Here is a 24,911-nt window from a genome sequence, read left to right as displayed (position 1 = left end):
TAAAAAACGTCATGGCAAACGAAAAAAAACATGATTATACTGTTTGTATGGGAGATGTCGAAAGGAGTGGAGTATGTTTGCGGCTCATTTTATTAGAAGACTACGATGAGCGAACGATGGAATTGGCACGTCCGATTTATGATCGCCATCGTCGAGTGCTTTTAGCAGCAGGAAGAAAAATTCATCCAAAATATGTAGAGCGTTTAAAACAAATGGACATTCGCTACGTATTTGTTGAAGATGCGGTGTCTGAAGGCATTACTTTAGAAGAATTGCTCGATATGCCGTCGTGGATGGACGCGATTGAAGTTGTTCAGCAATCGTTTGACGCGGTGCGAAAACGAGAACAATTGCCGCTTCGCTTGTTGTTTAAACTAGCGGTAAAGCTCGTTGATGAAGTGAAAAAAAGAAAAGTATTAGCGATCATCCCAGCGACGTCGCTTGAAGTGGAAGCGCAGCCGTACGCTCATGCAGTCAACGTAGCGCTGTTAGCATTACAGTTAGGGAAGAAGCTACATTTGAACGATTTACAGTTGCGCGATGTCGCGCTTGGCTCGTTGTTTCACGATGTTGGGAAAGAAATAGAAGGAGAAGAGCATCATGCAGTAAAGGGATTTGTGTATTTACGAAAAGAGCGAGAACTTAGTTTATTATGCGCACATATGGCGTATCAACATCACGAACATGCAGACGGCTCAGGTATGCCGCGCGGATTAAAAGAAACGAATATTCATTTGTACGCCCAAATTTGCGCCATTGCCAATGAATATGAAAATTTAATTTCCGCTGAATTTGTTCCACCGCACGAAGCGCTTGAAATTATTATGGCGCGAAGTGGTATTCGGTATAGCCAGCATATTGTGCGGCTGTTTGTTGAGACGATTCCTGCTTATTTGCCGGGAACGATGGTCAAAATGAGCGACGGAAGAAACGCGATTGTCACAAAAATCGTTGAACATATGCAACGTCCGTACGTACGGTACACGGATACACGTGAAGAAATTGCACTCGCGGATCATCCGTCGCTGCTCATCGTTGGACAGGCGATTTTATAATTTTTTGCGTAAATTTCCGAGCTCTTCAGCGATCGCTTGCATTTCGCTCGGGCTAAATGATGACTTTTTCATCACCATATCGTATATATCTTTTAATTCATCGTATAGTTGCTCATCAAAATGATCTGGTTTAATCGCATCAAAATTTAATACTTTTAACTTTTCTTTGATTTGCTCAATCATTTGTTCAACTGATAAACGCACAATCGTCATCCTTTCGTGTGTGATTTTGTTCATTGTATCATTGTTTTATGTGTGAGGTGAAATGAAATGATTCGTGTGTTATTTGTTTGTTTAGGAAACATTTGTCGTTCTCCGATGGCGGAGGCGGTATTTCGGCATCTTGTGAAGCAAGAAGGACTTGATCACGTCATTTCTGTTGACTCAGCAGGGACAGGAAATTGGCATATTGGTAAGCCGCCTCATCACGGCACACAGCGCATTTTAACAGAAAAACAAATCGATTTTACAGGATTGAAAGCACGGCAAATTACAAAAGAAGACTTTCATACATTTGACTATATTATTGGCATGGATAGCGATAATATCGCTCATCTTCGCCGTCTTGTCAGCGAAGATTGTCGTGCGGTGATTGCTCGCTTTATGGACTTTGTGCCAAACCGTCGCGTAGATGATGTGCCAGACCCGTACTTTACAGGAAATTTTGAAGAAGTGTACGAATTAGTAGAGGAAGGATGTAAACATATATTAGAACGCATAAAACGAGATCATTCGTTGTAAGGAGGCATGGCGATGGGAAAGGGGAAATGGCTTGCATTGGCTGGTGTCGCTTTGTTGCTAGCGAATAAAAAAGCGCGTCAAGTGGTAAAAGAAACGTGTCGTGAGTGGATGGATGATGTGGAAGGAGTAAAAGAGACAGTCCATCAAACAAGACAACATGTCGACGAAATAGTGAATGATTTGCAGTTTATTGTGAATAAACTAAGTGAAGTAAAAGAAACAACGCCGCAAGTGATGGAATGGATTGGGGAGATGATTCGCAAACGCTCGACATAAGGAGCGAGGTGGTGAAAGATGATTATTAGCTTTTCCGTCGTTCGTGAGCTCATGAAACGGTTCGATGAAGATGAAGTGTTCGACTTGTCGGCTGAGTTGGCGTATTTCTTTTTACTTTCGCTATTTCCGTTTTTACTGTTTTTGCTGACGTTTTTATCGTATTTGCCCATCCCGCATGAAGATGTGATCGCTTTTTTAAGTCAATATGCTCCGAGTGAAACGGTACATTTAATCGAAACAAACATTCAACAGCTCATGAAATCACAAAGTGGAAAATGGTTATCGTTCAGCGTTCTTGCGACCGTGTGGGCGGCATCGAACGGGATGTCAGCCATTATTCGTGCTTTAAATCGTGCATATGATGTGAAAGAAACGCGTTCCTTTCTTGTTGCGCGCGGTATTTCCATCTTACTTACATTTGCCATGATTTTCGTCATTATTGTCGCGCTTGTTTTCCCTGTATTCGGTAAAATGATTGGCACGTTTCTTTTTTCAGCGTTTGGGCTTTCGGACGTTTTTTTACGCATATGGGAAACGATTCGTTGGTTTGTTAGTTTTATCATTTTATTTTTTGTTTTTTCTGTGTTGTACGTTTTTGCGCCGAGCAAATATGTTCGTTTTCGCGACGTATGGAGTGGTGCGCTGTTTGCCACAGTCGGTTGGATGGTTGTCTCGCTTGCTTTTTCGTATTATGTGAATCAGTTCGGTAACTATTCGGCGATGTACGGTAGTCTAGGTGGCATTATTGCGTTAATGGTTTGGTTTTATTTGTCCGGCATGATGATTGTATTAGGTGGAGAGTTAAACGCCATTTTTTGTTGTAAACGAGAAGGAAACATGCGCATACGGTAGACATTCCCTCTTATAGAAAAGCCCTGTTTAATCCATATTACAAATGAACGTCGTTATAAAGGGGGAATATACGTGACGAAAAAAACGAAAAAAGACGGCGGGACAAAACAAAAGGGAAAAAGCCGTCCGAAACATAAAACGAGCAGTAGCGCAAACGGACAAAACGGATATCATTAAAAAGAAAAGGGATGTGTTGCACATCCCTTTTATTCTGCAATTTCTTCGTGATGATAATATGTTTGGTTGTAAATATGTTCGATTTCTGCATCTGTCATATAAACAAGTTGTTCTTGATTAAAGCCACGCAATTTTGTAATAAACTCAATCATATTTTTTCTTTCTTCTCTACTCATCATGATCGCTCTCCCCTCTGTTTTAAAACAGTTTATTTTGTTTAATTGTATTATATAACAGTGGTTCAAAAAGCGTCAACGTTTTTTTCTTGTTTTTTAGAAAAATATTTTGAAAATTTTGTGAACGGGCGCTGGGCGAATAGTAAAAAAAGCAAAAGAGAGCTCATGGTAAAGAAAAATAATTCCTCTTGCTTTTGTAATACAACGCCACCGATTGCAGGACCGCATATGCTCCCAATACTATATAGCATACCGCATAAAATGTTGCCGACAGGAAGAAGCGACGTTGGCAACAAATCCGCCATATATGCCATGCCGAGTGAAAAAAGCGAACCGACAAACATACCAGCAACGAAAAACGTTGTTGTTAGTTGCACAGGAGAAGAAAACCATGTAGCGATAGCAAAACAAAGGGCACCTACGGCTAATGAAATCATAATCATCGTTTTTCGTGAAAAGCGATCGCTTAACGTTCCGAGCGGAAGTTGAAAAGCGATGCCGCCAAGGGCAAATGCAGGAAGCATCATCGCAACTGTCTCAACACTTAACTCGTTTCTTAACGCATAAATCGGAAACATGCTATGAAGCGACGCCTCTAAAAAGCCGTAGCCGAACGGCAACAACAAAGCTGGCCAAGCTTGTTTCCAAGCTTGAAAAAAGCGTGTCGCTCCAACTTTTTCTGCTTCTTCCGTTTCTGGATACATATGTGGCAAGAAAAATAATAATATCCAGCCACATAAGCTAAGCAAAGATGAAACGATAAACGGCAACGCTTCATGTATGTGGACGAGCGGAACGAGAAGCGGTCCGATCATAAAGCCGACGCCAAACGATAAACCATATAGCGAAATGTCGCGACCGCGCCGATGAGTAGGAGAAGCGTATGTAATCCATGTTTGCGAACCGAAATGAAGAATGTGATCGCCAATTCCGATGAATAGCCGAAGCATAAACCAAAACAATAACGAAGATGAGATCGGAAAAATCGCCAAGGAAACGATTACGATCGCTCCACCGGCCATAATTAAACGTTTAAAGCCGTAGCGACGAAGCGGACGCTCTAAAAAAGGTGAAACGACAAGAACGCCGATGTACATCGCTGTTGCATGCATGCCGCTAAGCGACGAATGAATACCATTTTGTTCAAAAATGATAGAAATAAGCGGCAACAATAGCCCTTGAGAAAGACCTGAAATCATGACGATGCTAACTAAAATAAAAAAATGACGTTGTTGCATAATTCCCTCCTGTAATATGTTCACTATGTTCGATATTAAAGCGTTTCACGAGAAGAAGCAACAATGGCGGATTTTTTTTATGGAGAGGATAAATTGTTGACTTTTGAAAAAAATAACGATGAACGATGTAATAAAGAAAGGAGTTTACGCATGAAAAGATGGTTTGCTTTAAGTATGATGTTCATTTTCTTCTGTATTCCAACGGTTAGCGAAGCAACTGTCAAGCTCCCGTCATCGGTTATTGACATTTCAAAAGAAAATACGTATCCGAATCCGACGCAAAATTTGCCTTATTTGCAACCAAGTGAATTAGCGAAACAACTGCTTCAATCGGCGAATGTGAAAATTGAAAATCCGGAATTAATTCGTCTTTTAAATGAATCGTCGATTTCGAGCACGCCGTTTGCGATCGGTTATGAAGCAACGATTTATTTAGGACAATGGCCGTTGAATTATGAATCGACGGAAACATCGACGAATTGGGAGTATCAAAAAGTAAATACAAACTTCATTGACAATCGCGGTGGGAAAACAGCCGCGCGACTGACATATCGACAAGAGATGCAAAAACAAGTGCGGGGTGGGCTAACCGCAAGCATTCCGAATGAAGAAGATGTGAAAAAAATGATGTTATTAACAGCGATGAAAAAAACAAACTTGCCGCTCTCGTTTAGTACGTGGATCGGCATCGGGACGAAAAAAGAACAAGCATATAACGTCCCGCCGAAAAAATTAGGATATTTATACGCCTACGCTCCTGCGGTAAACGAAAAAGGAAAAGTGACGTACGGTGAAGTATATATCGTCCTAAAAGGAAACAAAAAGAGCATTGTCGTAAAAAACGTGACGTCGCAAGGGATTGGTGCTTGGATTCCAGTACAAGACCGCCTATCATTCGCATTTGTCGCAAGCGACGTACCGAGATGATGAAAAAAGCTTGTCGAGCGCCCCGACAAGCTTTTTCGTCTTACCGTTCAATTTTTGCTTTTCTTGTTGTAAAATCGACATTCGGATAATAGCGGTTTTTCACAAGCACATTTGGCCCTAAACATTTTACCACAGGGCAATGGCAGTTCAATGATTTGGCTAAGTCGGATGCCATCCATTTGTCATAAGCAGAAAGAAGCGAGTCGGTTTGAATGTTGCCAAGCGTCGGTTCATCGCCAAAATCAGTGACAATAATGTCGCCTGTAAAAATGTTTACATTTAAACGTGAACGTCCATCAGGGTCGTTTCGTACCGTTACATTTTTACTCTCGTATAAACGTTTTAATAGCGCTAAATCTTCTTCGTTGTCGCTACATGGATAAAAAGGCAACGTACCAAACAACATCCATACGTTCTCGTCCCGTATATCAAGTAAATGATGAATCGTCTCACGCAATTCATCTAACGTTAATGTTTCTAAACTGCTAGCGAAGTCGCTCGGATACATCGGATGTACTTCATGACGTTTACAGCCCATTTCGTTTACAATTTGGCGATGAATCGTTTCTATATGTGGACGCGTCCGTTTATTTAACATCGTTTCAGCTGAAACAATGACCCCCATGTTTGAAATGGCACGCGCGTTTTCGATCATGCGTATAAAATAGCGCTCGCGTTGTGCGACGGTTGGTTTTTTCTCCATCATCGCAAATCCGCCTTCAATGAAATCATCAATCGTGCCCCAGTTATGCGAAATATGTAAAACGTCTAAGTAAGGAATAATTTTTTCGTACCGTTCTAAATCAAGAGTTAAGTTAGAGTTTATTTGTGTGCGCACTCCGCGTTCATGTGCATATTTTAACAACGGCACGACGTATTGTTCGACCGATTTCAGCGAAAGCATCGGCTCACCGCCTGTAATGCTTAACGAACGCAAATGTGGAATTTCGTCAAGACGGCGAAGAAGAAGATCGAGTGGTAGCGCCTCAGGATCTTTCGTGCGCAACGTATAACCGACGGCACAATGTTCGCAACGCATATTGCAAAGTGTCGTTGTTGTAAGTTCGATATTCGTCAACTGCATGCTTCCGTACTGTTCAACATCCATATATGCTTCCCAAGGATCAAATGTCGGAGTAATCGCTTGACGCAACAATGTTTCCATAACCAAGCTCCTTTTATTTTAAAATAGGACTAACGATTATTATGCAAACGAAATGGAATGATTGTCAATGATGTTTCGATCGTGTACGATAAAGAAAAAGCGAGGTGACGATGTTGGGCAACGCAGTATCAGATCAAAATCTACAACTAACATATTTAAAAACGCGCTTAAATATGTTTCTTGAAGTGCTCGAAGCTCTCGATCCAGAAACGGCTGAATTAGAAGATATTGACCGCCTTATTCAAATGATTGATGATTTAGAAATGAAATACGAGCGGTTTAAAAAAGATTGGGAAAAAAGTCGCTAAGCGACTTTTTTTCATGTTCAAAAAAGAGGTATAATACAGATGGAGAATTCGAAAAATTGTTACATATTGAACAAAGGGGAAGGGAAATGGTGATGGAAAAGTTTCAAGAAAGTATGTACAAGCTAATTGTTGAAACGTCAACAAAGTTGCCAAAAGATGTACGACGTGCCATTGCGAAAGCAAAACTGCGTGAAAACGCAGGAACGAGAGCAGCGATGTCACTTGCTACGATCGTGCAAAACATTCAAATGGCCGATGAAAACGTATCGCCGATTTGCCAAGATACAGGGTTGCCGACATTTAAAATTAAAGTGCCGGTTGGGGTTAATCAAATTGAAATGAAAGAGGCGATTCGCCGAGCGATCGCTCAAGCAACGAAAGACGGGAAACTGCGTCCAAACTCGGTCGATTCATTAACAGGTGAAAATAGCGGCGACAATTTAGGGATCGGGTTGCCTGTCATGAAATTTGAACAATGGGAAAAAGATTACATTGACGTTCGCTTAATTTTAAAAGGTGGCGGCTGTGAAAATAAAAACATTCAATATAGCTTGCCGTGCGAGTTAGAAGGGCTTGGCCGCGCAGGCCGCGATTTAGATGGCATTCGTAAATGTATTTTACATGCGGTATACCAAGCGCAAGGGCAAGGCTGTAGCGCAGGATTTATTGGCGTTGGGATCGGCGGCGATCGTTCTGCGGGGTACGATTTAGCAAAAGAACAACTATTTCGTCCTGTTGACGATGTCAATCCGAACGAAGATTTGCGCAAACTAGAAGAATACATTATGGAAGCTGCCAATAAACTCGGTATCGGCACGATGGGATTTGGCGGAGAGACGACTCTTCTTGGCTGTAAAATTGGCGTCATGCACCGCATCCCAGCCAGCTTTTTCGTTTCTGTCGCATACAATTGCTGGGCGTTTCGCCGTTTAGGCGTCATCATTGATCCACATACAGGCGACATTCAAGAATGGTTGTATCAAGAAGGAGAAAATGTCGATTTCAAACAAGAAGAAACCGAAATGACAAGCGAAGCGCGTGAAGTTGTGCTTGAAGCGCCAATTACGGAAGAGCAAATTCGCTCGCTAAAAGTAGGCGATGTCGTTCGCATTAACGGCATGATTTATACAGGACGCGATGCGATTCATAAACATTTAATGGATCACGATGCTCCTGTTGATTTAAACGGTCAAATTATTTATCACTGTGGACCGGTTATGTTAAAAGATGAGAACGGCAAATGGCACGTCAAAGCAGCTGGTCCGACGACAAGCATTCGTGAAGAGCCGTATCAAGGAGAAATTATGAAAAAATTCGGCATTCGCGCTGTCATCGGAAAAGGTGGGATGGGGGCGAAAACGCTCGCCGCGTTAAAAGAACATGGCGGCGTGTATTTAAATGCCATCGGTGGTGCAGCGCAATATTATGCTGAATGTATTCAATCAGTAGAAGGCGTCGACTTTTTGGAATTTGGAATTCCAGAAGCGATGTGGCATTTGCGTGTGAAAGATTTTACAGCTGTCGTCACGATGGACTCGCACGGAAACAGCTTACATGAAGATATCGAAAAATCGTCGCTCGAAAAATTAGCTCAATTTAAAGAACGTGTATTTTAATGGAAATCCGTCTAGCGTTAGCTAGGCGGATTTTTTATGCTTCTTTTTGCACAACCTATCATTGAAATGAATATGGAGGTGCAAGCAGTGAAAAAAACGATCATCTTCTTTCTCTTCTTTTTATGTTTGCCGTTTAGTCAAATAGAAGCGATGTCATGGGGATTTAAGCGAAGTGAAAATCATCTCCCTCCTTCTGCAGGAAAACAGTTAGATGAACTACTTGCTAAATACGATGCGTTTTATTTAGGTAATCCAACAAAAAAATATATTTATTTAACGTTCGATAACGGATACGAAAATGGTTATACGGCACAAATTTTAGACGTGCTCAAACAAAAAAAAGTTCCCGCTACGTTTTTTGTGACCGGCCATTATTTGCAATCTGCTCCGGATCTCGTGAAACGGATGGTAAACGAAGGGCATATTGTTGGCAACCATTCATGGCATCATCCTGATTTAACGACCGTTAGTGATGAAAAATTGCGCGAAGAGCTTGAAATGGTTAGAAAAAAAACAGAGTTGTTGACGGGGCAAAAACATATGCGTTACATCCGCCCTCCGCGCGGCATTTTTGATGAACGGACGCTTGCGGTCGCACGCGAACTCGGCTATTATCACGTCTTTTGGTCATTAGCGTTCGTCGATTGGCACATTCACGATCAAAAAGGATGGCAATACGCTTACAACAACGTGATGAAACAAATTCATCCCGGTGCCATTATATTGTTGCATACAGTGTCTAAAGACAATGCCGATGCGCTCGGTAAAATCATTGACGATTTGCGAAAAGAAGGATACGTTTTTAAAAGCTTAGACGATTTCATGCTTGAAAAAATGAATGTCCCTTCTTGGCTTTTTTCCCTTTGACGATGTGCAAAGGGATTTGTTTTGATACAATGGGGGAAAGAGGTGAAGTTTAATGACCCCATACGATTTTACACGTGTATGTGAACGGCTAGCACGTGATCCGCTTGTACGCATTCAACATAACGAAATCGCTGTTCCGCTGTATGTAAAAGAAACACCGGTTGTTGTATATGTGAAAAGCACCGGAACAAAAGAGAAGCCATCGTTCGTTGTGTCGTGTGATAACGAACAGCATAAAGAAGAAGCGATTGCGCGCATTTCGCACATTTTTCATTGGGACAGGTCACTTGCCCCTATCCACGACCATTTTATGCAAACCAATTTACGAGACTTATTTATCGCTCACGAAGGAACGCCGATTGTATTGGAGTTTGATTTATATTTTTGCTTAATCAAATGCATCATCCACCAACAAATTCATATGAAAGTCGCTTATCGGCTCACCGAACGTTTTGTGCATACATTCGGCGAACGCCTCGGGGATTTATACATATATCCTCGGCCAGAACGAATCGCTAATGCTTCATACGACGAGTTGCGCGCTTTATCTTTGAGCGAGCGAAAAGCACAATATATTGTTGATATTTCGCGTCTTATTGTAGAAGGGAAGTTGCGTTTAGAAGAGATGCATTCGCTTTCCGATGAAGAAGTGGCGAAACAGCTTCTTTCTATACGCGGCATCGGTCCGTGGACAGTGCAAAACTTTTTATTGTTTGGTTTAGGTCGTCCAAATGTGTTTCCGAAAGGAGATGTTGGCTTGCAACGAGCGATTGAACGATGGTTTCAGCTTGATCATCGTCCGACAGCAAAGGAAATGGACGAATTTCGACAAATGTGGGAACCGTATGCAAGCTACGCAACATTTTATTTATGGCGAAGTATTGAATAGGAGAGAGAATCATGCTACAGCAAGGACAACAATTTCCACTAACAATTAAACGGCTCGGCATTAACGGGGAAGGAGTCGGTTATTTTAAAAAACAAGTCGTGTTCGTTCCGGGAGCGCTTCCGGGAGAAGAAGTCGTCGTTCAAGCGACGAACGTATACCCGACGTATGCGGAAGGAAAAATCGTGCGCATTCGTAAACGATCCCCACACCGTGTCAAACCGCCTTGTCCTGTATATGACCAATGTGGAGGCTGCCAACTGCAACATTTAGACTACAACGCGCAGCTTGAAGCAAAGCGCGATATTGTCATTCAAGCGCTGGAACGCCATAGCCGACTAAATATTGAAGCGCTCGATATTCGTCCGACGATTGGGATGGACGACCCGTGGCATTATCGCAACAAAAGCCAATTTCAAACAGGAGTGAAAAAAGGGCGTGTCATCGCTGGACTTTACAGCATGAACTCGCACGAACTGATTGACATTGACCGTTGCTTCATTCAACATGACGCCACAAACCGCGTCACAACGGTCGTCAAAACGATTTTACAAGATTTGCGTATTCCGATTTATCACGAGCGAAAGAAAACAGGCGTTGTGCGCACAATCGTTGCCCGCGTTGGGTTTTATACAGGCGATGTGCAACTTGTCATTGTGACAGCGACGAAAGAATTTCCGCGCAAAGAACTATTTGTAGCAGAGGTGAAGCGCCGGCTGCCAGAAGTGAAATCAATCGCGCAAAACATAAACGGGCAAAAAACGTCGCTTATTTTTGGCGACGAAACGATCGTTCTCGCAGGAGAACCGTACATTCAAGAAGTGCTTGGCGACTTATCGTTTGAACTATCTGCCCGCGCTTTTTTCCAGCTCAATCCGATTCAAACGGTCAAGCTATACGACGAAGTGAAAAAAGCAGCTGCGCTCACGAAAAACGAACGCGTCGTCGATGCGTATTGCGGCGTCGGCACAATCGGGCTTTGGCTTGCCCGCGAGGCGAAAGAAGTGCGCGGCATGGACACGATCCCTGAAGCGATTGACGATGCGCGTCAAAATGCCAAACGTCACGGCTTCACAAACGTCACATATGCGGTCGGAAAAGCGGAAGCGTTGTTGCCAAAATGGGTGAAAGAAGGTTGGAAACCGGACGTCATCGTCGTCGACCCACCGCGAACAGGCTGCGACAACGTCTTGTTAAAAACGATTTTACAAGTGAAACCAAAAACGGTCGTGTACGTTTCCTGTAACCCATCAAGCCTTGCTCGCGACATTGATACACTTGCGAAACAATACCGTGTCGAATACATTCAACCGTTTGACCTTTTCCCACACACCGCGCATGTCGAAAGTGTGGCGAAGTTGGTGAGGAGGGTGAAAAATAATGAATGAATTATTGCATTGCATTGAAAAATATCTCAACGGTAAATTATCTGCGGAACAGTTTTCCTATGAATTTCCTTCCATATACCTTTTTTATATTGATGAAGGAAACATTGATGAGCAGTATGTTGATGCTCTCGATGATATTTCTGAAGCTTGTGGCTGGTATGAACCGAATCCGTTGCATAGAAAAGATGACGATGGCTATATTGGGGAGGGAGAACTACGGAAAATTGTTTTGGAGAAGTATAAAATGTTGCAAAGCACATAACCGAACATGGTTACGTGCTTTTTATGTTTTTACCCTATAATGGAATGGTGTCATTCGTTTTTCCGACATTTATAAGTAATCTTAACAATTTCATCTGTGGTAACGTAAAACATATCATCGTCTTCATCTACGCGTTGGCAAAAATATTTCGGTTCTGTCGGAAAAATTTCTAAAACAGTAGCTTCTGTTCCGACTTTTAGACGTATGACATCCAATTCTTCGACAATCATTTGTCTCTCCCACGCTTTTCGTTAAGGATTGTAATCGATTTTATTTCGTTTTCCGATACACCTAAAAGGTAGCCTTCCCTTTTTGTTTTTTCGTTTGTAATCACTAAACTGTCTATTCCATCCTCATTGTCCTCACCGTCACAGTAATCGAGGACATATCCTTCTAACACATCTCCGTCTTTATATACAATTCGTACATTTTTTTCAACATATTACCATAATTTCATGACAGTCCTCCTTTATTTTTTGTGCATTAAATTTAAAACAGCTTTAACTGCTCTGAATTGTGCATAAGCTCATGAAGTTTAGCGACAACAGGGGCATTGTCGATATTTATCATCATTTGAATGTCATCCACATCTTTAATCGTGTAAAATTGTTTAGCAGGGATAAAGTATACTAATACTTTTTTGTTTAACTTGGTAAGATTAATGATGTTATTCAATGTTCCTTTACTTTGTCCGTTCCAAATCATAAAGCCGTAGTCTGCGTTTTTAGCCATCTCTATATCTTTGGCTGCGTAATAATCAAATCCTTTTTTGTGTGGTTCAACCTCCACCTTCTCTACTTCCCATTGCCCAATATTATTTCTTGCCTTTCCATTTGTTGCATAAACTTTAACATTTCGATAATTCAACGAATGTAAAAACTTTTGAACTTGTTTATCTACCCCATTCGCATCCCCGACCAAAACAGTGAAATTGTTGTTTATAATGTTGAACAACCTTTCTTTCACTTGTTTATTCAAAATGGAGACTGCCCGTGGGCCAGCGACAAATACCTTCATTTCAATTCACCTTCTCGTTTTTGTTATTGTAAGGACGTATACATTTTTAACATTCTCATCTGTTTTTAACACTCTCACAGTTTCATGCAATGTTGTCCCACTTGAGTATAAGTCGTCTACAACTAATATATTGACCAATTTTAAAAATCTTTTTTTTCGCACAATCGAACCTGATATTTCTGATTTATCAAATTTATTTAGATTTTTTGCTTGTGCAGTATTTGTTTTTTCTAATATGTCATTATATGAAGGTACACGTAAATAGTCTGCAATCTGTTTACTTAGTTCAAAAACAGGTTGAAATGTTCTGTTACGATTAGATGGAGGAACAGGGAGGACTACATCTACTTCCTTTAAGGCATCCCAACGAGAAATAAATTGTGTGATCAGGTTCATTATTTCTGCTAACTTCTCCCTATCTTGATTATACTTAAATTGATACAATAACTCACCTAAATAACTTCTAGTTGTTTGAAAACGATTGTGTCCCCATTCATCAATACCGATGAACTCGCTCGCAATTGAATGATAATCTAAGGCATATCCTTCTTTCCAAATACCAATCAATCGAATAGGATTGATTTTGCGCAACAAGGTTCCCTCCCGCTTTCTCGCTTTGCATATTTCTTCGACAATAGCTATCAAATTCCTTGTATATTATTGTAAAAATATGCAAAAGAAAATCGAAAGTTTGCCTAACGCTGTGGAAGAGCGAAGAGGTCAAATGTTACTATCAAAAAGAAGCGGTGTTAGCTGTATGCGATGCGCTCGAGAAAAAACAGCGCAAAGCGTTGCTTGTCATGGCGACAGGAAGCGGCAAAACGCGAACAGCCATCGCGATTGTCGATGTGCTCACGCGCCATAATTGGGTAAAAAATATTTTGTTTTTAGCAGACCGTAAAACGCTTGTCACGCAAGCGAAAAATAACTTTAGCCACCTTCTTCCGAATTTAACGCTATGTAATTTGCTTGACAACAAAGATAATCCAGAGGAAAGCCGCATGGTGTTTTCGACGTACCCGACGATGATGAACGCGATTGACGAAGCGAAGCGAAAAGACGGCAAACGACTCTTTACCGTCGGACATTTTGACTTAATTATCGTCGATGAGTCGCATCGCAGCATTTATAAAAAATATCGGGCGATTTTTGACTATTTTGACGCAATATTGCTTGGGCTGACCGCCACACCAAAAGACGAAATTGACCGCAATACGTATGAAGTGTTTGATTTAGAAAACGGTGTTCCGACCTATGCCTATGAGTTAGATCAAGCGGTGAAAGACGGCTATTTAGTCGATTATCGGACGATTGAAACAACCCTGAAGTTTCTTGAAGAAGGCATTCGTTACGATGACTTATCCGATGAAGAAAAAGAACGATATGAAGAAACCTTTGACGATGAAGTAGGTGAGGATATTGACAGTGCCGCGTTAAATGAATGGCTGTTTAACGACGATACGATTGATACGGTACTGAGAGATTTAATGGAAAAAGGAATTCGCGTCGAAGGCGGGGACAAACTCGGCAAAACGATTATTTTTGCGAAAAACCACCGCCATGCGGAACGGATTGTCGAGCGCTTTGATCAATTGTTCCCTGAATATAAAGGTGGCTTTGCGCGCGTCATTGATTACAGTGTAAACTACTACCAAACGTTAATTGATGACTTTTCGGATCGAAACAAATTACCGCAAATTGCCGTATCGGTTGACATGCTTGACACGGGTGTCGATATTCCAGAAGTCGTCAATCTTGTTTTTTTCAAAAAAGTGCGTTCGAAAGCAAAGTTTTGGCAAATGATTGGACGGGGCACTCGTTTATGTAAAGATTTATTAGGAATAGGAAGCGTTGTCGATTTGTTTAAAGACAACTTAGACGATGCACGTAAAATTATCAGCATTATTGACGAAATTAACCGAAATTCAGAAGAGATTGCAGGGGCATAGCATCTTGCGATTATCTGGAAGAGGGGCATGAACGCCCCTCTTTTTGAAACGAGGTGAACGAGATGAGAACAAAGGAACAGGAAAAAGTTACGACGAATTAAAAGACATTTTAGAAAGAGAGGGATGGGCTGAGGGGATTGGAAATGTGAATTTGTTTGTATGCATGATGAATGTGGGAGATTATGTGATTGTCCCAGATGATAACAAAAGAGATGTTTATTTTGGAGAAATAACATCAAGTTATATGTATGACCCGCAAGTGGATAAACCTAATGATGGATTCTATCCTCATCAGCGGAAAGTAAAGTGGTTTTTCGATAAAAAGCCGCTTTTACGGAGCGAATTGCCGGACGAACTTAGAGGATCCTTACGATATCCGGGAACAATTGCTAATATTACAAAGCATCGTTCCATTGTTGAAGGTTTGATTCAACATGAATTAATTAATATGGATAAAGTAAATCGTACTCCTTTAGACAAAGCTATTCATGTATTAGAAGAATTACTTGAAGATAATGATAAAAACATTCGTTTAAAGGCAGCCGAGATTATTGTAGGATATTACTCACCAAAAAGATAACTCAGTATTATCCTTATTGAATTACGACGAAACTAAAACACATATAAAAACGCTCGAGTTATTCTCACACTCCCCAGAGAGCACATTGTTTGTTCTTCTGGGGATTACTATTGATCTAAAACGATAATTTCCATTTCTTTTTGAATGATCATAGACATGAACCTCTTCACACTTTCATGCATTTTGTCATAACAATCCATCACCGCAGCGTTGTGAAGGAAAATGGGGTATACTGAAAAATAAATAGAACTACCATTTTTGCGTATGGAGTGAGAAGCGGTGAAAAAAGAACAAGTGTCGGACTGGAACATTTCATGCAGGAGGGAAATATGTTGAACGCCAACTGGAACTTTGACAATAGCTATGCTCGTTTACCCGAGCGGTTTTTTACGAAAATACGTCCGACGCCTGTCAGTGATCCAGCGCTTGTCGTGCTCAATCGTTCGTTTGCGGAGGAGCTTAGGTTATGTGCGGAAGCGTTAGCGGACGAAGAAGGGGTGGCGGTGTTTGCAGGAAATCGTATTCCGGAAGGGGCGAAGCCGTTAGCGCAGGCGTATGCAGGGCATCAGTTTGGTCATTTTAATATGCTTGGCGATGGTCGCGCCATTTTGCTTGGTGAGCATGTGACGCCAAACGGAGAACGGGTCGATATTCAACTAAAAGGGGCGGGGCGGACGCCATATTCGCGCGGGGGAGATGGACGTGCGGCGCTTGGGCCGATGCTTCGTGAATATATCATTAGCGAGGCAATGCACGCCCTTCGTATCCCAACGACTAGAAGTTTAGCTGTTGTAACGACAGGAGAAGTCGTCGTGCGCGAAACGGAACTTCCAGGGGCGATTTTGACGCGCGTGGCAGCGAGCCATTTACGTGTCGGAACGTTTCAATATGCGGCGCATTTTTTATCAAAAGAGGAGTTACAGTCGTTAGCGGATTATGCGATCAAGCGGCATTATCCGAACGGTGAACATGCGCCAAACCGCTATCTTTTTTTCCTTGAAGAAGTGATGAAAAAGCAGGCAGCGCTTGTTGCGAAATGGCAATTAGTCGGGTTTATTCATGGAGTGATGAATACCGATAATATGACGATTAGCGGAGAGACGATTGATTACGGACCGTGTGCGTTTATGGACGTGTACGATCCAGCAACGGTGTTTAGCTCAATTGATACGCAAGGTCGCTATGCATATGGCAATCAGCCGTACATTGCTGGGTGGAACATCGCACGCTTTGCAGAAAGCCTTTTGCCGCTTTTACATGACGTAGAAGAAAAAGCGATCGAACTTGCGCAAAAAGTAATCGCTCAATTTCCAACGCTGTATGAAACGTATTGGCTGCAAGGGATGCGTGCAAAACTTGGGCTTTGTACGGAAGAAGAGGAAGATAAGCGACTGATTGGGGAGTTGCTTCATCTTATGTACACATATCGCTCTGATTATACGAATACGTTTCGCGCGTTGACGCTAGATGAATGGGAGTTTTGCGAACAAGAGTTTCGCGACTGGCATATACGTTGGCAACAAAGAATTGTCCGTCAAGACGTGACGAAAGATGAAGTGTATGAACGGATGCGACAACACAATCCTGCCATCATTCCGCGCAACTATCGCGTTGAAGAAGCGCTTGCGGCAGCGGTTGAGCATGGGGATGATACGGTCATGGAGCGACTGCTTTACGTGTTGAAACATCCGTATGCGTACACGAAAGAACAAGAAGAATATGCCAAGCCTCCAGCACCGTCTGACCGACCGTATAAAACGTTTTGTGGGACGTAGAAAAGCTCAAGGGTCACTTGAGCTTTTTTAAAATCCTGCGAGATGCTTGGCATATGCGAGCGGATTGAAAAACGTCCGTTCAATTGTTTCACGATGACTAATATACAACATAGAAAACGTCCCTTTTCTCATTGGAAAGGGATGTTGTTACATTCCATTTCGGATCAATACGACGAAGAAATAGCTCTATTCATTTTAGTTGAAATCAAATAAGAAGGCGCCTTCATGACGCCTTCTTTTGCTTAATCTACTTTTAACACAACGCGACCGTTAATTTGTCCTTTTAACATACGATCGAATACATCGTTAATGTTTTCAAGCGGTTGAACTTCGACAATTGTTTTTACTTTTCCTTCTGCCGCAAATTGAAGTGCCTCTTGCAAGTCTTTACGCGTACCAACGATTGAACCGATAATCCTTACTCCATTTAAAACGGTATCAAAAATCGGTACAGGCATTTCTTCTGGCGGTAATCCGACAAGTACGCAAGCGCCGCCGCGACGAATCGCTTTATAGGCCGATTCGAACGCTGCTTTCGAAACAGCAGTAACGACAGCTGCATGCACGCCGCCAATTTTTTCTTTCATCCATTGCGCGGCGTCTTCATGTTTTGGATTGACGACAAGATCAGCTCCCAGCTGTTTAGCTAACTCAAGTTTTTCATCGCCTAAATCGACAGCAACGACGTTTAGCCCCATCGCCTTCGCATATTGAACAGCGACGTGTCCGAGACCACCAATACCGTAAATGGCTACCCATTCACCAGGTTTTGCGCCTGTTACTTTTAAAGCTTTATATGTTGTTACGCCAGCGCAAAAAATTGGAGCAGCTTCTTCAAATGATAAGTTATCAGGAATTTTCACAACATAATCAGCTGCAGCACGACAATATTCAGCATAACCACCGTCAACCGAATATCCAGCGTTTTGTTGATGTTCACATAATGTTTCTTGTCCGCTTAAGCAATAGTCACAATGGCCGCAAGCGGAATAAAGCCAAGGGATACCGACGCGATCCCCGACTTTTAAGTGCGTCACCCCAGGTCCGACTTCTTCGATGACACCGACGCCCTCATGTCCAGGAATGAGCGGTAGTTTTGGCTTCACAGGCCAGTCGCCATGTGCGGCATGCAAGTCTGTATGACATACTCCACACGCTTTAATGCGCACTAGCACTTCTCCGTATGAAATTGTTGGTTTTTCTACTTCTTTAATTTGTAATGGTTCTTTAAATTGTTCCACAACTGCAGCTTTCATAATTATAATCCTCCTTCTAAATGAAAAGGGATTTTTTGGTCTATGCATATTTAATGTAACATGCATTAAATTTGTTAAAAATATCACAATCAAACTGTTCGAAAAAATGTAAAATTTTTTTGGATAGAAAGGTAAATTTTTGTTTTTTGTCTTGACGAAGTAAAATGTTTCCCTTTTGATCACAACTCACTACTTCCTTTTTCCTATTTTTTGTGTTAAGATGAAAATGTAAAAAATTGAATAATCGGCAAACTACTCGAAAGGGTAGGGCGCAAAGCTATAGGGGCTACGTCTATTGTATAGATATGCCAGCCAGTTGCCCTTCTTATAAGGAAATGATAAGAAGGTTTTACTGTCGAACGATAGCTGCCTATACATTTGTTTTTGGGCAGCTTTTATTTTTATTAACATAGGAGGAGGAAAACAGCATGAAGGTAACGGTAAGAAAAAAATTAGTGGCGACGTTTCTTTCGGTCTTATTATTGTTTATTGTTGTAAGTATGTTTACATATAATCGGCTAGAGACGATTGATAAACAATATTCAGAAGCGATGAAAAAAGGATTTGAACGGATTACGCTCGTTACAAACATGCAAAATGCAATGTTACGTGAACAAATTGCTGTACGGGGGTATTTAATTAATGGAAAGCCGGAAAGTTTAACGGCATTTGAGAAAGCAGCGAGCGAGTTTTCGACTAATCAAGAGAAAATGGAGTCATTACAGCTAGAGGGGAAAGTAAAGCAGGCCGTTGACCGTTTAGTGAAAGCTGAACAAGAGTATCGCGACATTGCGAAACAAGCGATCGAATTTAAAAAGCAAGGTCAAATGGATGAAATTTCACGGATCATGAAAGAGCGAGGAAATGCGATTACGTTAGAAGTGACAGAGGCAGGGGAACAAGCGCGCGCGGCTCAAGCGGAGCATTTATACCAAATGAGCGAAACATTGTCCGAACAAGCGAAACAGATGAAATATATGACGCTTATTACAATCGGTGTCGCTTTTTTTGTGAGCATCGCAATTGCACTATATATTAGCGAAAAAATCTCCAGACCTGTTAAACAAATTGCTGAACATGCTGAAAAAATCGCACACGGTGATTTGTCTGTTGATGATATTTACGTGGCAAATCGTGATGAAATTGGGGATTTAGCCAAAGCGTTTAACCAAATGGTTCACAATTTGAAACAACTTATTCAACAAGTAAGTACAGCGACTGAGCATGTGTCTGCTTCTGCTCAAGAATTAATGGCAAGCGCGGAACAAGCAAGCGCAGCGACAGAAGAAGTGACGACAGCGATTCAAGAAGTAGCCCAAGGAGCAGAAATGCAAGGGAAACATGCGGAGGAGAGTTCGCAAGCCATCGGTGAAATGGCGGCAGGAATTGAGCGAATGGCTCAAACAGCAACCGTCGTGGCGAACTCAGCAACAGAAACGACAAAACAAGCTACTGTTGGACAGCAATATTTACAACAAGTTGTGACGCAAATGAATACGATTAACGAATCAACAAATGAAACGAATGTAGTTATTAAAGAGTTAAATGAGAAGTCTGCCCAAATTGGAAAAATTGTTGACGTCATCGTCGGTATTGCTGAACAAACGAATTTATTAGCACTTAATGCAGCGATTGAAGCGGCACGTGCTGGAGAACACGGAAAAGGATTTGCGGTTGTGGCGGATGAAGTGCGTAAACTCGCAGAGCAATCTCGCGAATCGGCAAATCAAATTGCGCAATTAATTGAGATGATTCAACAAAATACAGGTTATGTTGTGCAAATTGTCGGCAAAGGAACGGAAGAAGTGAAGCAAGGAACAAAATTAGTGGAACAGACTGGAACGTTTTTTGGGCAAATTTTGCGTTCCATTGAACAAGTGAATGCACAAATTCAAGAGCTATCAGCGATTTCAGAACAAATGTCAGCGGGCGTCCATCAAGTGCATGCTTCAATGGATGAAGTATCGTCTATTGCGAAACGGTTTGTTGAACGGACGACCGAAATTTCTGCTTCTTCTGAAGAGCAGCTTGCTTCAAGTGAAGAAGTGACATCTGCCGCTACATCGTTAGCTGAAATGGCGGAGCAATTGCGTAATGCTGTCGCAACGTTTAAAGTATAGTTTGAAAAGGTGTCCCGTCATTGTGTTGGGACACCTTTCTTTTATCTAGAATTTTCTTCTTTTGCTTTGGCGAATGCCAGCTGCTTCAGCGCGTGCTTGTGCCTCTAAATCTTCATGATCAGCCAATTCTGTAGAAAACTCTACATCATAGCCGTCTGATTTCATTGTTTTTGGTACTTGAGGCATCGTCGATTTGTTTTTATCTCTCGTTTTTTGACCGCGTGAACGACCCATCACTTTTCCCTCCTCTTTGCTCATCTCGTTAGTAGCATGTGATGAACGATGGAAAAAATGAATGGAGAATGTTGTTAATGACGAGCATGTTTGTCGGTAAACCCACCGGCTTGGTCCGCGCGTTTGAAATCGCGGGCGTATGTCACTTCTTGTGCGCTAGAGAGCGTACTTTTTGTTTTTTCACGTTTCTTTTTGTCAGGCATATGTATCCCTCGCTTTTATAAAAATGTCACGTTAACATTATGAACAGAAAAATAAAAAATTATCCAAATAAAAAAACCTGTTCGCACAGAACAGGTTATGCTTCTTTTCGCTGTTGTTCATCGTCAAGTTTTTGTTGGCGCATCGCGTACAACGTATAGTTGTCCTTTGAAATTTCATATAAGTTATATATATCTTCGCCTTGGTTTATTGCTTCCCATAATTGCTTTCTCGTTTCATTAGCAAGGGTGACGTAAGGAAGTTTTTCAGCGGCTTTTGTGGAGCGGACGTTGACTTTGCGAATGCGCATGAAGATCGTGTTGATGGAACGTTCGTAAAACAGTTCATGAAAGAAGGCGTCTTTTGCGATTTGATTGTAACCTTTCCCATGATACGGCTTTCCAAGCCATGTGCCTAAAAAACCAGCACCATCTTCAATGTCAAATAAGTTAATCGTTCCAATCGGATTGCCCCACTCATCTAAAATGGTGCGCGAAATAAGTTCACCGCGTTCTTCGGCTTCAATCGTTTGCTTCGTTATAAACAAAAATTCTTCGTATGAATTTGCTTTATGGCGCACGAAAGGGAAGACGTCTGGGTGCACCATAAGCTCGTATAACGCTTGACAATCTTGTAGTTCGCGTTTTTTTAACATCGAATCTCCCTCCATTCACGAGGGCAGTCGACCATAGGGAACGAGCCACCCTCGAAATTTTTTAATTTATGCAAATCAAAAAATTTCGGGGTGGGAATCGAACCCACTAGAACCAGCACATTGCTGGTGGCGCACCATTTGCCTTCCCTTACTGTCGCATCGATATATAGTTTTGAACGTATATTTCGCATATAACCTTTTATATCATACTTGAAACGGTGTAAAAAATAAATAGTTTTTTTGTTAATTTTTTTTGTATATTATTTCCCCATTAATCATTGTAAATATAGGGGTTGCAATATAGTGAAACGGATGGTAATTCCAAACGACAATATCGGCATCTTTTCCAACCTCTAAGCTGCCGACACGGTCGTCTACTCCTAAATTACGTGCTGGTAAAATCGTAATGCCTTCGAGCGCTTTTTGTTCATCAAGCCCTTCGCGCACAGCGATGGCAGCGCAAATGTGTAAATATTGAATTGGCGTGTACGGATGGTCTGTAGTAATAGAGACATGAACACCTGCATCACATAAAATTTTGTACGTTTTCCAACTTTTATTTTTTAGTTCTACTTTGGAACGGCGTGTTAGTGTTGGTCCGACAGACACTTGTAAGTTTCGGCCTTGTAGCTCCTCAGCGATTAAATGTCCTTCTGTACAATGTTCGATGCGTAAATCAAGCCCAAACTCGTCGGCTAGGCGAATGGCGGATAAAATATCATCAGCGCGATGGGCGTGAACACGAATCGGAATTTCACGATTTAATGCTTGAATGATCGGGATCGTGCGAAAATCGTGCGGCCAATCGCTATATTTCGCGTTGTAAAACGTTTCGCGAAGCATTCCCATAATGCCCATGCGCGTGAGCGACTCTTTATTCCCTTGACTATGCATTCGTTTCGGGTTTTCACCAAGGGCGATTTTTAAGCCAGCTGGTTGTTTAATAATCATGTTTTCGACGTTTTTCCCATACGTCTTAATGACTGCCGTCGTTCCACCGATGACATTCGCGCTTCCAGGCATAATATGAACCGTCGTAATGCCGTGTTCGATCGCATCTCGAAAGCCGGGATCGAGCGGATATACGCTATCAATGGCACGCACATGAGGAGTCATCGTTTCAATCGTTTCATTTGCATCGTTACCTGCCCATCCAGTTCCTTCATCATACAAACCGAGATGTGTATGCACATCAATGAAACCAGGGAAAACATATTTTCCTGATACATCGATCACTTCTGTTCCTTCGTGAACAGGAAGATCATAACCAATATGTGTGATTTTTCCGTTTTCAATACGTACATCTGCCCCCTTCATCGGAGGAGAAGTAATTGGATATACGATCCCGTATTTGAGCAATATGCTTTTCATTCCAAGAAGCTCCTTTATTTCTTTTTCGTATAGTGTATTCGTCACGATTTTAGTATGTTCGCTAGCGCTTGATCAATAGTGGGAAATGAAAAATGATATCCTGCTTGAAGAAGTTTTTCTGGGATGACACGTTGTCCTTCTAACACAAGCATGCTCATTTCCCCTAATAATACTTTTAGAGCGAAGGATGGAACAGAGAGCCAATGTGGGCGATGTAATATGTTTGCCACCGTTTTTCCAAACTGCTCCATCGTTACAGGATATGGAGCGGTGACGTTAATCGGGCCTGATACGTTTTCGTGTCGAATAACAAAATCGATAGCACCAACGATGTCCTCTATATGCACCCATGACATCCATTGTTTACCGTGGCCAATCGTTCCACCAATGAACCATTTGTAAGGAAGAACGATGCGTGGAAGAGCCCCACCGTCTCTTCCTAAAATAATGCCGAAACGCATAAACACCGTTCGTACGCCGAGCGCTTCCATGCGCCGTCCAGCTTCTTCCCATCGTTTTACGGTTTGAGCTAAAAAGTCTGTTCCTGTCGTTTCATTTCGCTCTGTAAACGTCTGATCAAGCGATGTGCCATAAATGCCAATGGCGCTCGCTTGAATGACAACGTTTGGCATTTGTTTCATATTGGTGATAAGGTCATATATCGCATTTGTTGCTTGTAATCGACTTTCTACAATGGTTCGCTTTCTCGCTTCGTTCCACCGTCCACTATTAATCGATTCACCAGCTAGATTAATGATAACATCGATCGAAGGCAATTGTTCGATAGGATTCGCCCCGTCCGTTAGCCATTGCACATAGTGAACATACGGATCGTTCTCCCGTTTTTGAGCGTTTCGCGTTAATATATACATATGATGGCCATTTCGTGTAAAATATGTCGTCAATGCTTTACCGACAAATCCGGTTCCTCCAGCAATTAAAATATTCATTATTTTCCCTCCTTTCCTTATATTATGCGTTTTTTTAAAAGAAAAAGAAAGAAAAGGTGTGTTCAACGATGCGAATTGAAAAAATTGAAGTAGATAAAAAAAATGCTGAACGTTTTTACGTCCATCTTGTCAAAGAAGATGGAGAGAAACAACTCGTTTCTGTTGATCAAGACGTATTGATTGAGTATCGGCTGAAAAAAGGAATGACAATAACAGAAAAGCAATGGATGGAAATGATAAAAAAAGATGACGAAACACAAGCATATAAGATGGCGCTTCGTTTTTTAGCTTACCGTATGCGTTCGAAACAAGAAGTTATGGATCATTTAGAAAAAAAAGGAGTAGATCATGGGACGATCGAACGAGTAATGGGGAAGCTACAAAATGAGCGATATATAGACGATGAACAATTTGCACATGCGTACGTACAAACGCAAGTAAATACGACGATGAAAGGGCCTTATGTTATTTATAAAGAACTGATAGATAAAGGAATATGTGAAGATACGATTGCGAAAGCGATGGAGCGTTATACGGAAGAGATGCAACAGGATAAAGCGATGAAGTGGGTTGAAAAAGTAAATAAACAATCAAAAAAACGATCATATCAAGAACAAAAAGCGTATATAGCGCAACTGCTGCATATGAAAGGTTTTCCTGCCCATATCATTGAGAGAGTAAAGCAACAGATCACTTTAAACGATGAAGAACAATGGGAAGCGCTCGTATATCATGGAGAAAAGGCACATCGTCGCTATGAAACATATGACCGTTATACGTACGAACAAAAAATGAAACAAGCACTATACCGAAAAGGGTTTCCGATTTCGTTAATTGAGAAATTTTTGGAAAAGAAAAAGGAGGATTAA

Annotated in this window: 28 protein-coding genes, 1 pseudogene and 1 riboswitch; of the genes and pseudogenes, 16 read left to right on the top strand and 13 right to left on the bottom strand. The window is 41.6% G+C overall.

The window, feature by feature from the left end; genetic code table 11:
- Positions 1-77: 77 nt before the first annotated feature.
- Complete coding sequence (locus ES017_RS11175; RefSeq protein ID WP_171335072.1) at positions 78-1,055, top strand: HD-GYP domain-containing protein; 978 nt, start codon at positions 78-80, stop codon at positions 1,053-1,055.
- Here ES017_RS11175 and ES017_RS11170 read toward each other — a convergent pair.
- Positions 1,050-1,268: a DUF1128 domain-containing protein gene (locus ES017_RS11170; RefSeq protein ID WP_035062907.1), complete on the bottom strand. Its 219-nt coding sequence runs from the start codon at positions 1,266-1,268 to the stop codon at positions 1,050-1,052. The genes ES017_RS11175 and ES017_RS11170 overlap by 6 nt on opposite strands.
- A gap of 57 nt (positions 1,269-1,325) precedes the next feature.
- Here ES017_RS11170 and ES017_RS11165 point away from each other — a divergent pair, with 57 nt between their 5' ends.
- The 3 genes from ES017_RS11165 to ES017_RS11155 are packed head-to-tail and all read left to right on the top strand — an operon-like array spanning position 1,326 to position 2,924.
- Entirely contained in the window at positions 1,326-1,796 is a 471-nt protein-coding gene (locus tag ES017_RS11165; protein ID WP_171335071.1) for a low molecular weight protein-tyrosine-phosphatase, read from the top strand.
- Between the two features lie 12 nt (positions 1,797-1,808).
- A complete protein-coding gene (locus ES017_RS11160; protein WP_171335070.1) occupies positions 1,809-2,072 on the top strand; it encodes a glycine/betaine ABC transporter substrate-binding protein in 264 nt (87 codons plus the stop codon).
- A gap of 18 nt (positions 2,073-2,090) precedes the next feature.
- A complete protein-coding gene (locus ES017_RS11155) occupies positions 2,091-2,924 on the top strand; it encodes a YihY/virulence factor BrkB family protein (RefSeq protein WP_042535673.1) in 834 nt (277 codons plus the stop codon).
- 206 nt (positions 2,925-3,130) lie between these two features.
- Here ES017_RS11155 and ES017_RS11150 read toward each other — a convergent pair whose 3' ends face one another.
- Together ES017_RS11150 and ES017_RS11145 are read right to left on the bottom strand one after the other, a co-directional pair.
- On the bottom strand, positions 3,131-3,280 hold the full coding sequence (locus tag ES017_RS11150; RefSeq protein WP_009360828.1) for a BH0509 family protein: 150 nt from the start codon (positions 3,278-3,280) through the stop codon (positions 3,131-3,133).
- Between the two features lie 62 nt (positions 3,281-3,342).
- Positions 3,343-4,515, bottom strand: a complete 1,173-nt coding sequence (locus ES017_RS11145; protein WP_021093955.1) for an MFS transporter — start codon at positions 4,513-4,515, stop codon at positions 3,343-3,345.
- 174 nt (positions 4,516-4,689) lie between these two features.
- Between ES017_RS11145 and ES017_RS11140 the strand changes: the two genes are divergently transcribed.
- Positions 4,690-5,442, top strand: a complete 753-nt coding sequence (locus ES017_RS11140) for a YfkD famly protein (RefSeq protein WP_235045424.1) — start codon at positions 4,690-4,692, stop codon at positions 5,440-5,442.
- 40 nt (positions 5,443-5,482) lie between these two features.
- Here ES017_RS11140 and yfkAB read toward each other — a convergent pair whose 3' ends face one another.
- Positions 5,483-6,607 carry a radical SAM/CxCxxxxC motif protein YfkAB gene (gene yfkAB, locus ES017_RS11135; RefSeq protein ID WP_021093957.1) on the bottom strand — a complete coding sequence of 375 codons (1,125 nt, stop codon included), beginning with the start codon at positions 6,605-6,607 and terminating at the stop codon, positions 5,483-5,485.
- Positions 6,608-6,720: 113 nt separating this feature from the next.
- Here yfkAB and ES017_RS11130 point away from each other — a divergent pair, with 113 nt between their 5' ends.
- The 6 genes from ES017_RS11130 (at position 6,721) to ES017_RS11105 (ending at position 11,934) form a co-directional block, all read left to right on the top strand.
- Complete coding sequence (locus ES017_RS11130; RefSeq protein WP_026011859.1) at positions 6,721-6,915, top strand: SE1561 family protein; 195 nt, start codon at positions 6,721-6,723, stop codon at positions 6,913-6,915.
- A gap of 92 nt (positions 6,916-7,007) precedes the next feature.
- Positions 7,008-8,531 carry a fumarate hydratase gene (locus tag ES017_RS11125; protein WP_035062910.1) on the top strand — a complete coding sequence of 508 codons (1,524 nt, stop codon included), beginning with the start codon at positions 7,008-7,010 and terminating at the stop codon, positions 8,529-8,531.
- Between the two features lie 36 nt (positions 8,532-8,567).
- Positions 8,568-9,398 (top strand): delta-lactam-biosynthetic de-N-acetylase, encoded by an 831-nt coding sequence (gene pdaA / locus ES017_RS11120; protein ID WP_021093959.1) that lies wholly within the window; start codon positions 8,568-8,570, stop codon positions 9,396-9,398.
- A 52-nt stretch (positions 9,399-9,450) separates the two neighbouring features.
- Complete coding sequence (locus ES017_RS11115) at positions 9,451-10,287, top strand: DNA-3-methyladenine glycosylase family protein (protein WP_021093960.1); 837 nt, start codon at positions 9,451-9,453, stop codon at positions 10,285-10,287.
- A gap of 11 nt (positions 10,288-10,298) precedes the next feature.
- Complete coding sequence (rlmD, locus tag ES017_RS11110) at positions 10,299-11,672, top strand: 23S rRNA (uracil(1939)-C(5))-methyltransferase RlmD (RefSeq protein WP_021093961.1); 1,374 nt, start codon at positions 10,299-10,301, stop codon at positions 11,670-11,672.
- Positions 11,665-11,934, top strand: a complete 270-nt coding sequence (locus ES017_RS11105) for a hypothetical protein (protein ID WP_021093962.1) — start codon at positions 11,665-11,667, stop codon at positions 11,932-11,934. Before rlmD ends, ES017_RS11105 begins: the two co-directional genes overlap by 8 nt.
- Before the next feature lie 50 nt (positions 11,935-11,984).
- Here the strand turns inward: ES017_RS11105 and ES017_RS11100 are convergent, their stop codons facing one another.
- The 3 genes from ES017_RS11100 to ES017_RS11090 all read right to left on the bottom strand — a co-directional run bounded on the left by ES017_RS11100 (position 11,985) and on the right by ES017_RS11090 (position 13,542).
- Complete coding sequence (locus tag ES017_RS11100) at positions 11,985-12,164, bottom strand: hypothetical protein (protein ID WP_021093963.1); 180 nt, start codon at positions 12,162-12,164, stop codon at positions 11,985-11,987.
- 259 nt (positions 12,165-12,423) lie between these two features.
- Positions 12,424-12,951: a hypothetical protein gene (locus ES017_RS11095; protein WP_021093964.1), complete on the bottom strand. Its 528-nt coding sequence runs from the start codon at positions 12,949-12,951 to the stop codon at positions 12,424-12,426.
- A gap of 6 nt (positions 12,952-12,957) precedes the next feature.
- Entirely contained in the window at positions 12,958-13,542 is a 585-nt protein-coding gene (locus ES017_RS11090; protein WP_042535677.1) for a ComF family protein, read from the bottom strand.
- Between the two features lie 137 nt (positions 13,543-13,679).
- Between ES017_RS11090 and ES017_RS11085 the strand changes: the two are divergent.
- From ES017_RS11085 to ES017_RS11075, 3 genes and pseudogenes are all read left to right on the top strand, one after another.
- Positions 13,680-14,798: pseudogene (locus ES017_RS11085) on the top strand (type I restriction endonuclease subunit R); the annotation flags it as partial.
- 145 nt (positions 14,799-14,943) lie between these two features.
- Entirely contained in the window at positions 14,944-15,480 is a 537-nt protein-coding gene (locus ES017_RS11080; RefSeq protein ID WP_075039575.1) for a hypothetical protein, read from the top strand.
- Between the two features lie 329 nt (positions 15,481-15,809).
- Positions 15,810-17,255 (top strand): protein adenylyltransferase SelO, encoded by a 1,446-nt coding sequence (locus ES017_RS11075; protein WP_075039574.1) that lies wholly within the window; start codon positions 15,810-15,812, stop codon positions 17,253-17,255.
- A 242-nt stretch (positions 17,256-17,497) separates the two neighbouring features.
- Here ES017_RS11075 and adhP read toward each other — a convergent pair whose 3' ends face one another.
- Entirely contained in the window at positions 17,498-18,511 is a 1,014-nt protein-coding gene (gene adhP / locus ES017_RS11070) for an alcohol dehydrogenase AdhP (RefSeq protein WP_075039573.1), read from the bottom strand.
- 236 nt (positions 18,512-18,747) lie between these two features.
- A riboswitch (cyclic di-GMP riboswitch) is annotated at positions 18,748-18,835 on the top strand.
- Positions 18,836-18,939: 104 nt separating this feature from the next.
- Between adhP and ES017_RS11065 the strand changes: the two genes are divergently transcribed.
- Positions 18,940-20,631, top strand: coding sequence for a methyl-accepting chemotaxis protein (locus tag ES017_RS11065; RefSeq protein WP_075039572.1), 1,692 nt, complete (start codon positions 18,940-18,942; stop codon positions 20,629-20,631).
- Between the two features lie 45 nt (positions 20,632-20,676).
- Here ES017_RS11065 and ES017_RS11060 read toward each other — a convergent pair whose 3' ends face one another.
- The 5 genes from ES017_RS11060 to ES017_RS11040 all read right to left on the bottom strand — a co-directional run bounded on the left by ES017_RS11060 (position 20,677) and on the right by ES017_RS11040 (position 24,042).
- A complete protein-coding gene (locus ES017_RS11060; protein WP_075039571.1) occupies positions 20,677-20,865 on the bottom strand; it encodes a YfhD family protein in 189 nt (62 codons plus the stop codon).
- A 74-nt stretch (positions 20,866-20,939) separates the two neighbouring features.
- On the bottom strand, positions 20,940-21,068 hold the full coding sequence (locus ES017_RS11055; RefSeq protein ID WP_075039570.1) for a YfhE family protein: 129 nt from the start codon (positions 21,066-21,068) through the stop codon (positions 20,940-20,942).
- 95 nt (positions 21,069-21,163) lie between these two features.
- Entirely contained in the window at positions 21,164-21,721 is a 558-nt protein-coding gene (locus ES017_RS11050) for a GNAT family N-acetyltransferase (protein ID WP_042536102.1), read from the bottom strand.
- 243 nt (positions 21,722-21,964) lie between these two features.
- The gene (locus ES017_RS11045) at positions 21,965-23,092 is read right to left on the bottom strand and encodes an amidohydrolase (RefSeq protein WP_042536101.1); all 1,128 of its coding nucleotides are present in this window, start codon (positions 23,090-23,092) and stop codon (positions 21,965-21,967) included.
- 41 nt (positions 23,093-23,133) lie between these two features.
- Entirely contained in the window at positions 23,134-24,042 is a 909-nt protein-coding gene (locus ES017_RS11040; RefSeq protein WP_075039569.1) for a TIGR01777 family oxidoreductase, read from the bottom strand.
- Positions 24,043-24,110: 68 nt separating this feature from the next.
- Between ES017_RS11040 and recX the strand changes: the two genes are divergently transcribed.
- A complete protein-coding gene (gene recX, locus ES017_RS11035; protein ID WP_021095753.1) occupies positions 24,111-24,911 on the top strand; it encodes a recombination regulator RecX in 801 nt (266 codons plus the stop codon).

The sequence above is a fragment of the Anoxybacillus sp. EFIL genome (genome assembly GCF_013096955.1).
GTDB classification, from domain to species: domain Bacteria; phylum Bacillota; class Bacilli; order Bacillales; family Anoxybacillaceae; genus Anoxybacillus; species Anoxybacillus ayderensis.
The sequence above is the reverse complement of the archived record's forward strand: the minus strand, read 5'-3'. Positions and strand labels throughout refer to the sequence as shown.

Bases quoted from the DNA above. Each gene is read 5' to 3' on its own strand.
- ES017_RS11170 (WP_035062907.1), bottom strand. From the start codon at position 1,268: ATGACGATTGTGCGTTTATCAGTTGAACAAATGATTGAGCAAATCAAA.
- ES017_RS11165 (WP_171335071.1), top strand. From the start codon at position 1,326: ATGATTCGTGTGTTATTTGTTTGTTTAGGAAACATTTGTCGTTCTCCG.
- ES017_RS11160 (WP_171335070.1), top strand. From the start codon at position 1,809: ATGGGAAAGGGGAAATGGCTTGCATTGGCTGGTGTCGCTTTGTTGCTA.
- ES017_RS11155 (WP_042535673.1), top strand. From the start codon at position 2,091: ATGATTATTAGCTTTTCCGTCGTTCGTGAGCTCATGAAACGGTTCGAT.
- ES017_RS11150 (WP_009360828.1), bottom strand. From the start codon at position 3,280: ATGATGAGTAGAGAAGAAAGAAAAAATATGATTGAGTTTATTACAAAA.
- ES017_RS11145 (WP_021093955.1), bottom strand. From the start codon at position 4,515: ATGCAACAACGTCATTTTTTTATTTTAGTTAGCATCGTCATGATTTCA.
- ES017_RS11140 (WP_235045424.1), top strand. From the start codon at position 4,690: ATGATGTTCATTTTCTTCTGTATTCCAACGGTTAGCGAAGCAACTGTC.
- yfkAB (WP_021093957.1), bottom strand. From the start codon at position 6,607: ATGGAAACATTGTTGCGTCAAGCGATTACTCCGACATTTGATCCTTGG.
- ES017_RS11125 (WP_035062910.1), top strand. From the start codon at position 7,008: ATGGAAAAGTTTCAAGAAAGTATGTACAAGCTAATTGTTGAAACGTCA.
- pdaA (WP_021093959.1), top strand. From the start codon at position 8,568: ATGCTTCTTTTTGCACAACCTATCATTGAAATGAATATGGAGGTGCAA.
- ES017_RS11115 (WP_021093960.1), top strand. From the start codon at position 9,451: ATGACCCCATACGATTTTACACGTGTATGTGAACGGCTAGCACGTGAT.
- rlmD (WP_021093961.1), top strand. From the start codon at position 10,299: ATGCTACAGCAAGGACAACAATTTCCACTAACAATTAAACGGCTCGGC.
- ES017_RS11105 (WP_021093962.1), top strand. From the start codon at position 11,665: ATGAATGAATTATTGCATTGCATTGAAAAATATCTCAACGGTAAATTA.
- ES017_RS11100 (WP_021093963.1), bottom strand. From the start codon at position 12,164: ATGATTGTCGAAGAATTGGATGTCATACGTCTAAAAGTCGGAACAGAA.
- ES017_RS11095 (WP_021093964.1), bottom strand. From the start codon at position 12,951: ATGAAGGTATTTGTCGCTGGCCCACGGGCAGTCTCCATTTTGAATAAA.
- ES017_RS11075 (WP_075039574.1), top strand. From the start codon at position 15,810: ATGTTGAACGCCAACTGGAACTTTGACAATAGCTATGCTCGTTTACCC.
- adhP (WP_075039573.1), bottom strand. From the start codon at position 18,511: ATGAAAGCTGCAGTTGTGGAACAATTTAAAGAACCATTACAAATTAAA.
- ES017_RS11065 (WP_075039572.1), top strand. From the start codon at position 18,940: ATGAAGGTAACGGTAAGAAAAAAATTAGTGGCGACGTTTCTTTCGGTC.
- ES017_RS11060 (WP_075039571.1), bottom strand. From the start codon at position 20,865: ATGGGTCGTTCACGCGGTCAAAAAACGAGAGATAAAAACAAATCGACG.
- ES017_RS11055 (WP_075039570.1), bottom strand. From the start codon at position 21,068: ATGCCTGACAAAAAGAAACGTGAAAAAACAAAAAGTACGCTCTCTAGC.
- ES017_RS11050 (WP_042536102.1), bottom strand. From the start codon at position 21,721: ATGTTAAAAAAACGCGAACTACAAGATTGTCAAGCGTTATACGAGCTT.
- ES017_RS11045 (WP_042536101.1), bottom strand. From the start codon at position 23,092: ATGAAAAGCATATTGCTCAAATACGGGATCGTATATCCAATTACTTCT.
- ES017_RS11040 (WP_075039569.1), bottom strand. From the start codon at position 24,042: ATGAATATTTTAATTGCTGGAGGAACCGGATTTGTCGGTAAAGCATTG.
- recX (WP_021095753.1), top strand. From the start codon at position 24,111: ATGCGAATTGAAAAAATTGAAGTAGATAAAAAAAATGCTGAACGTTTT.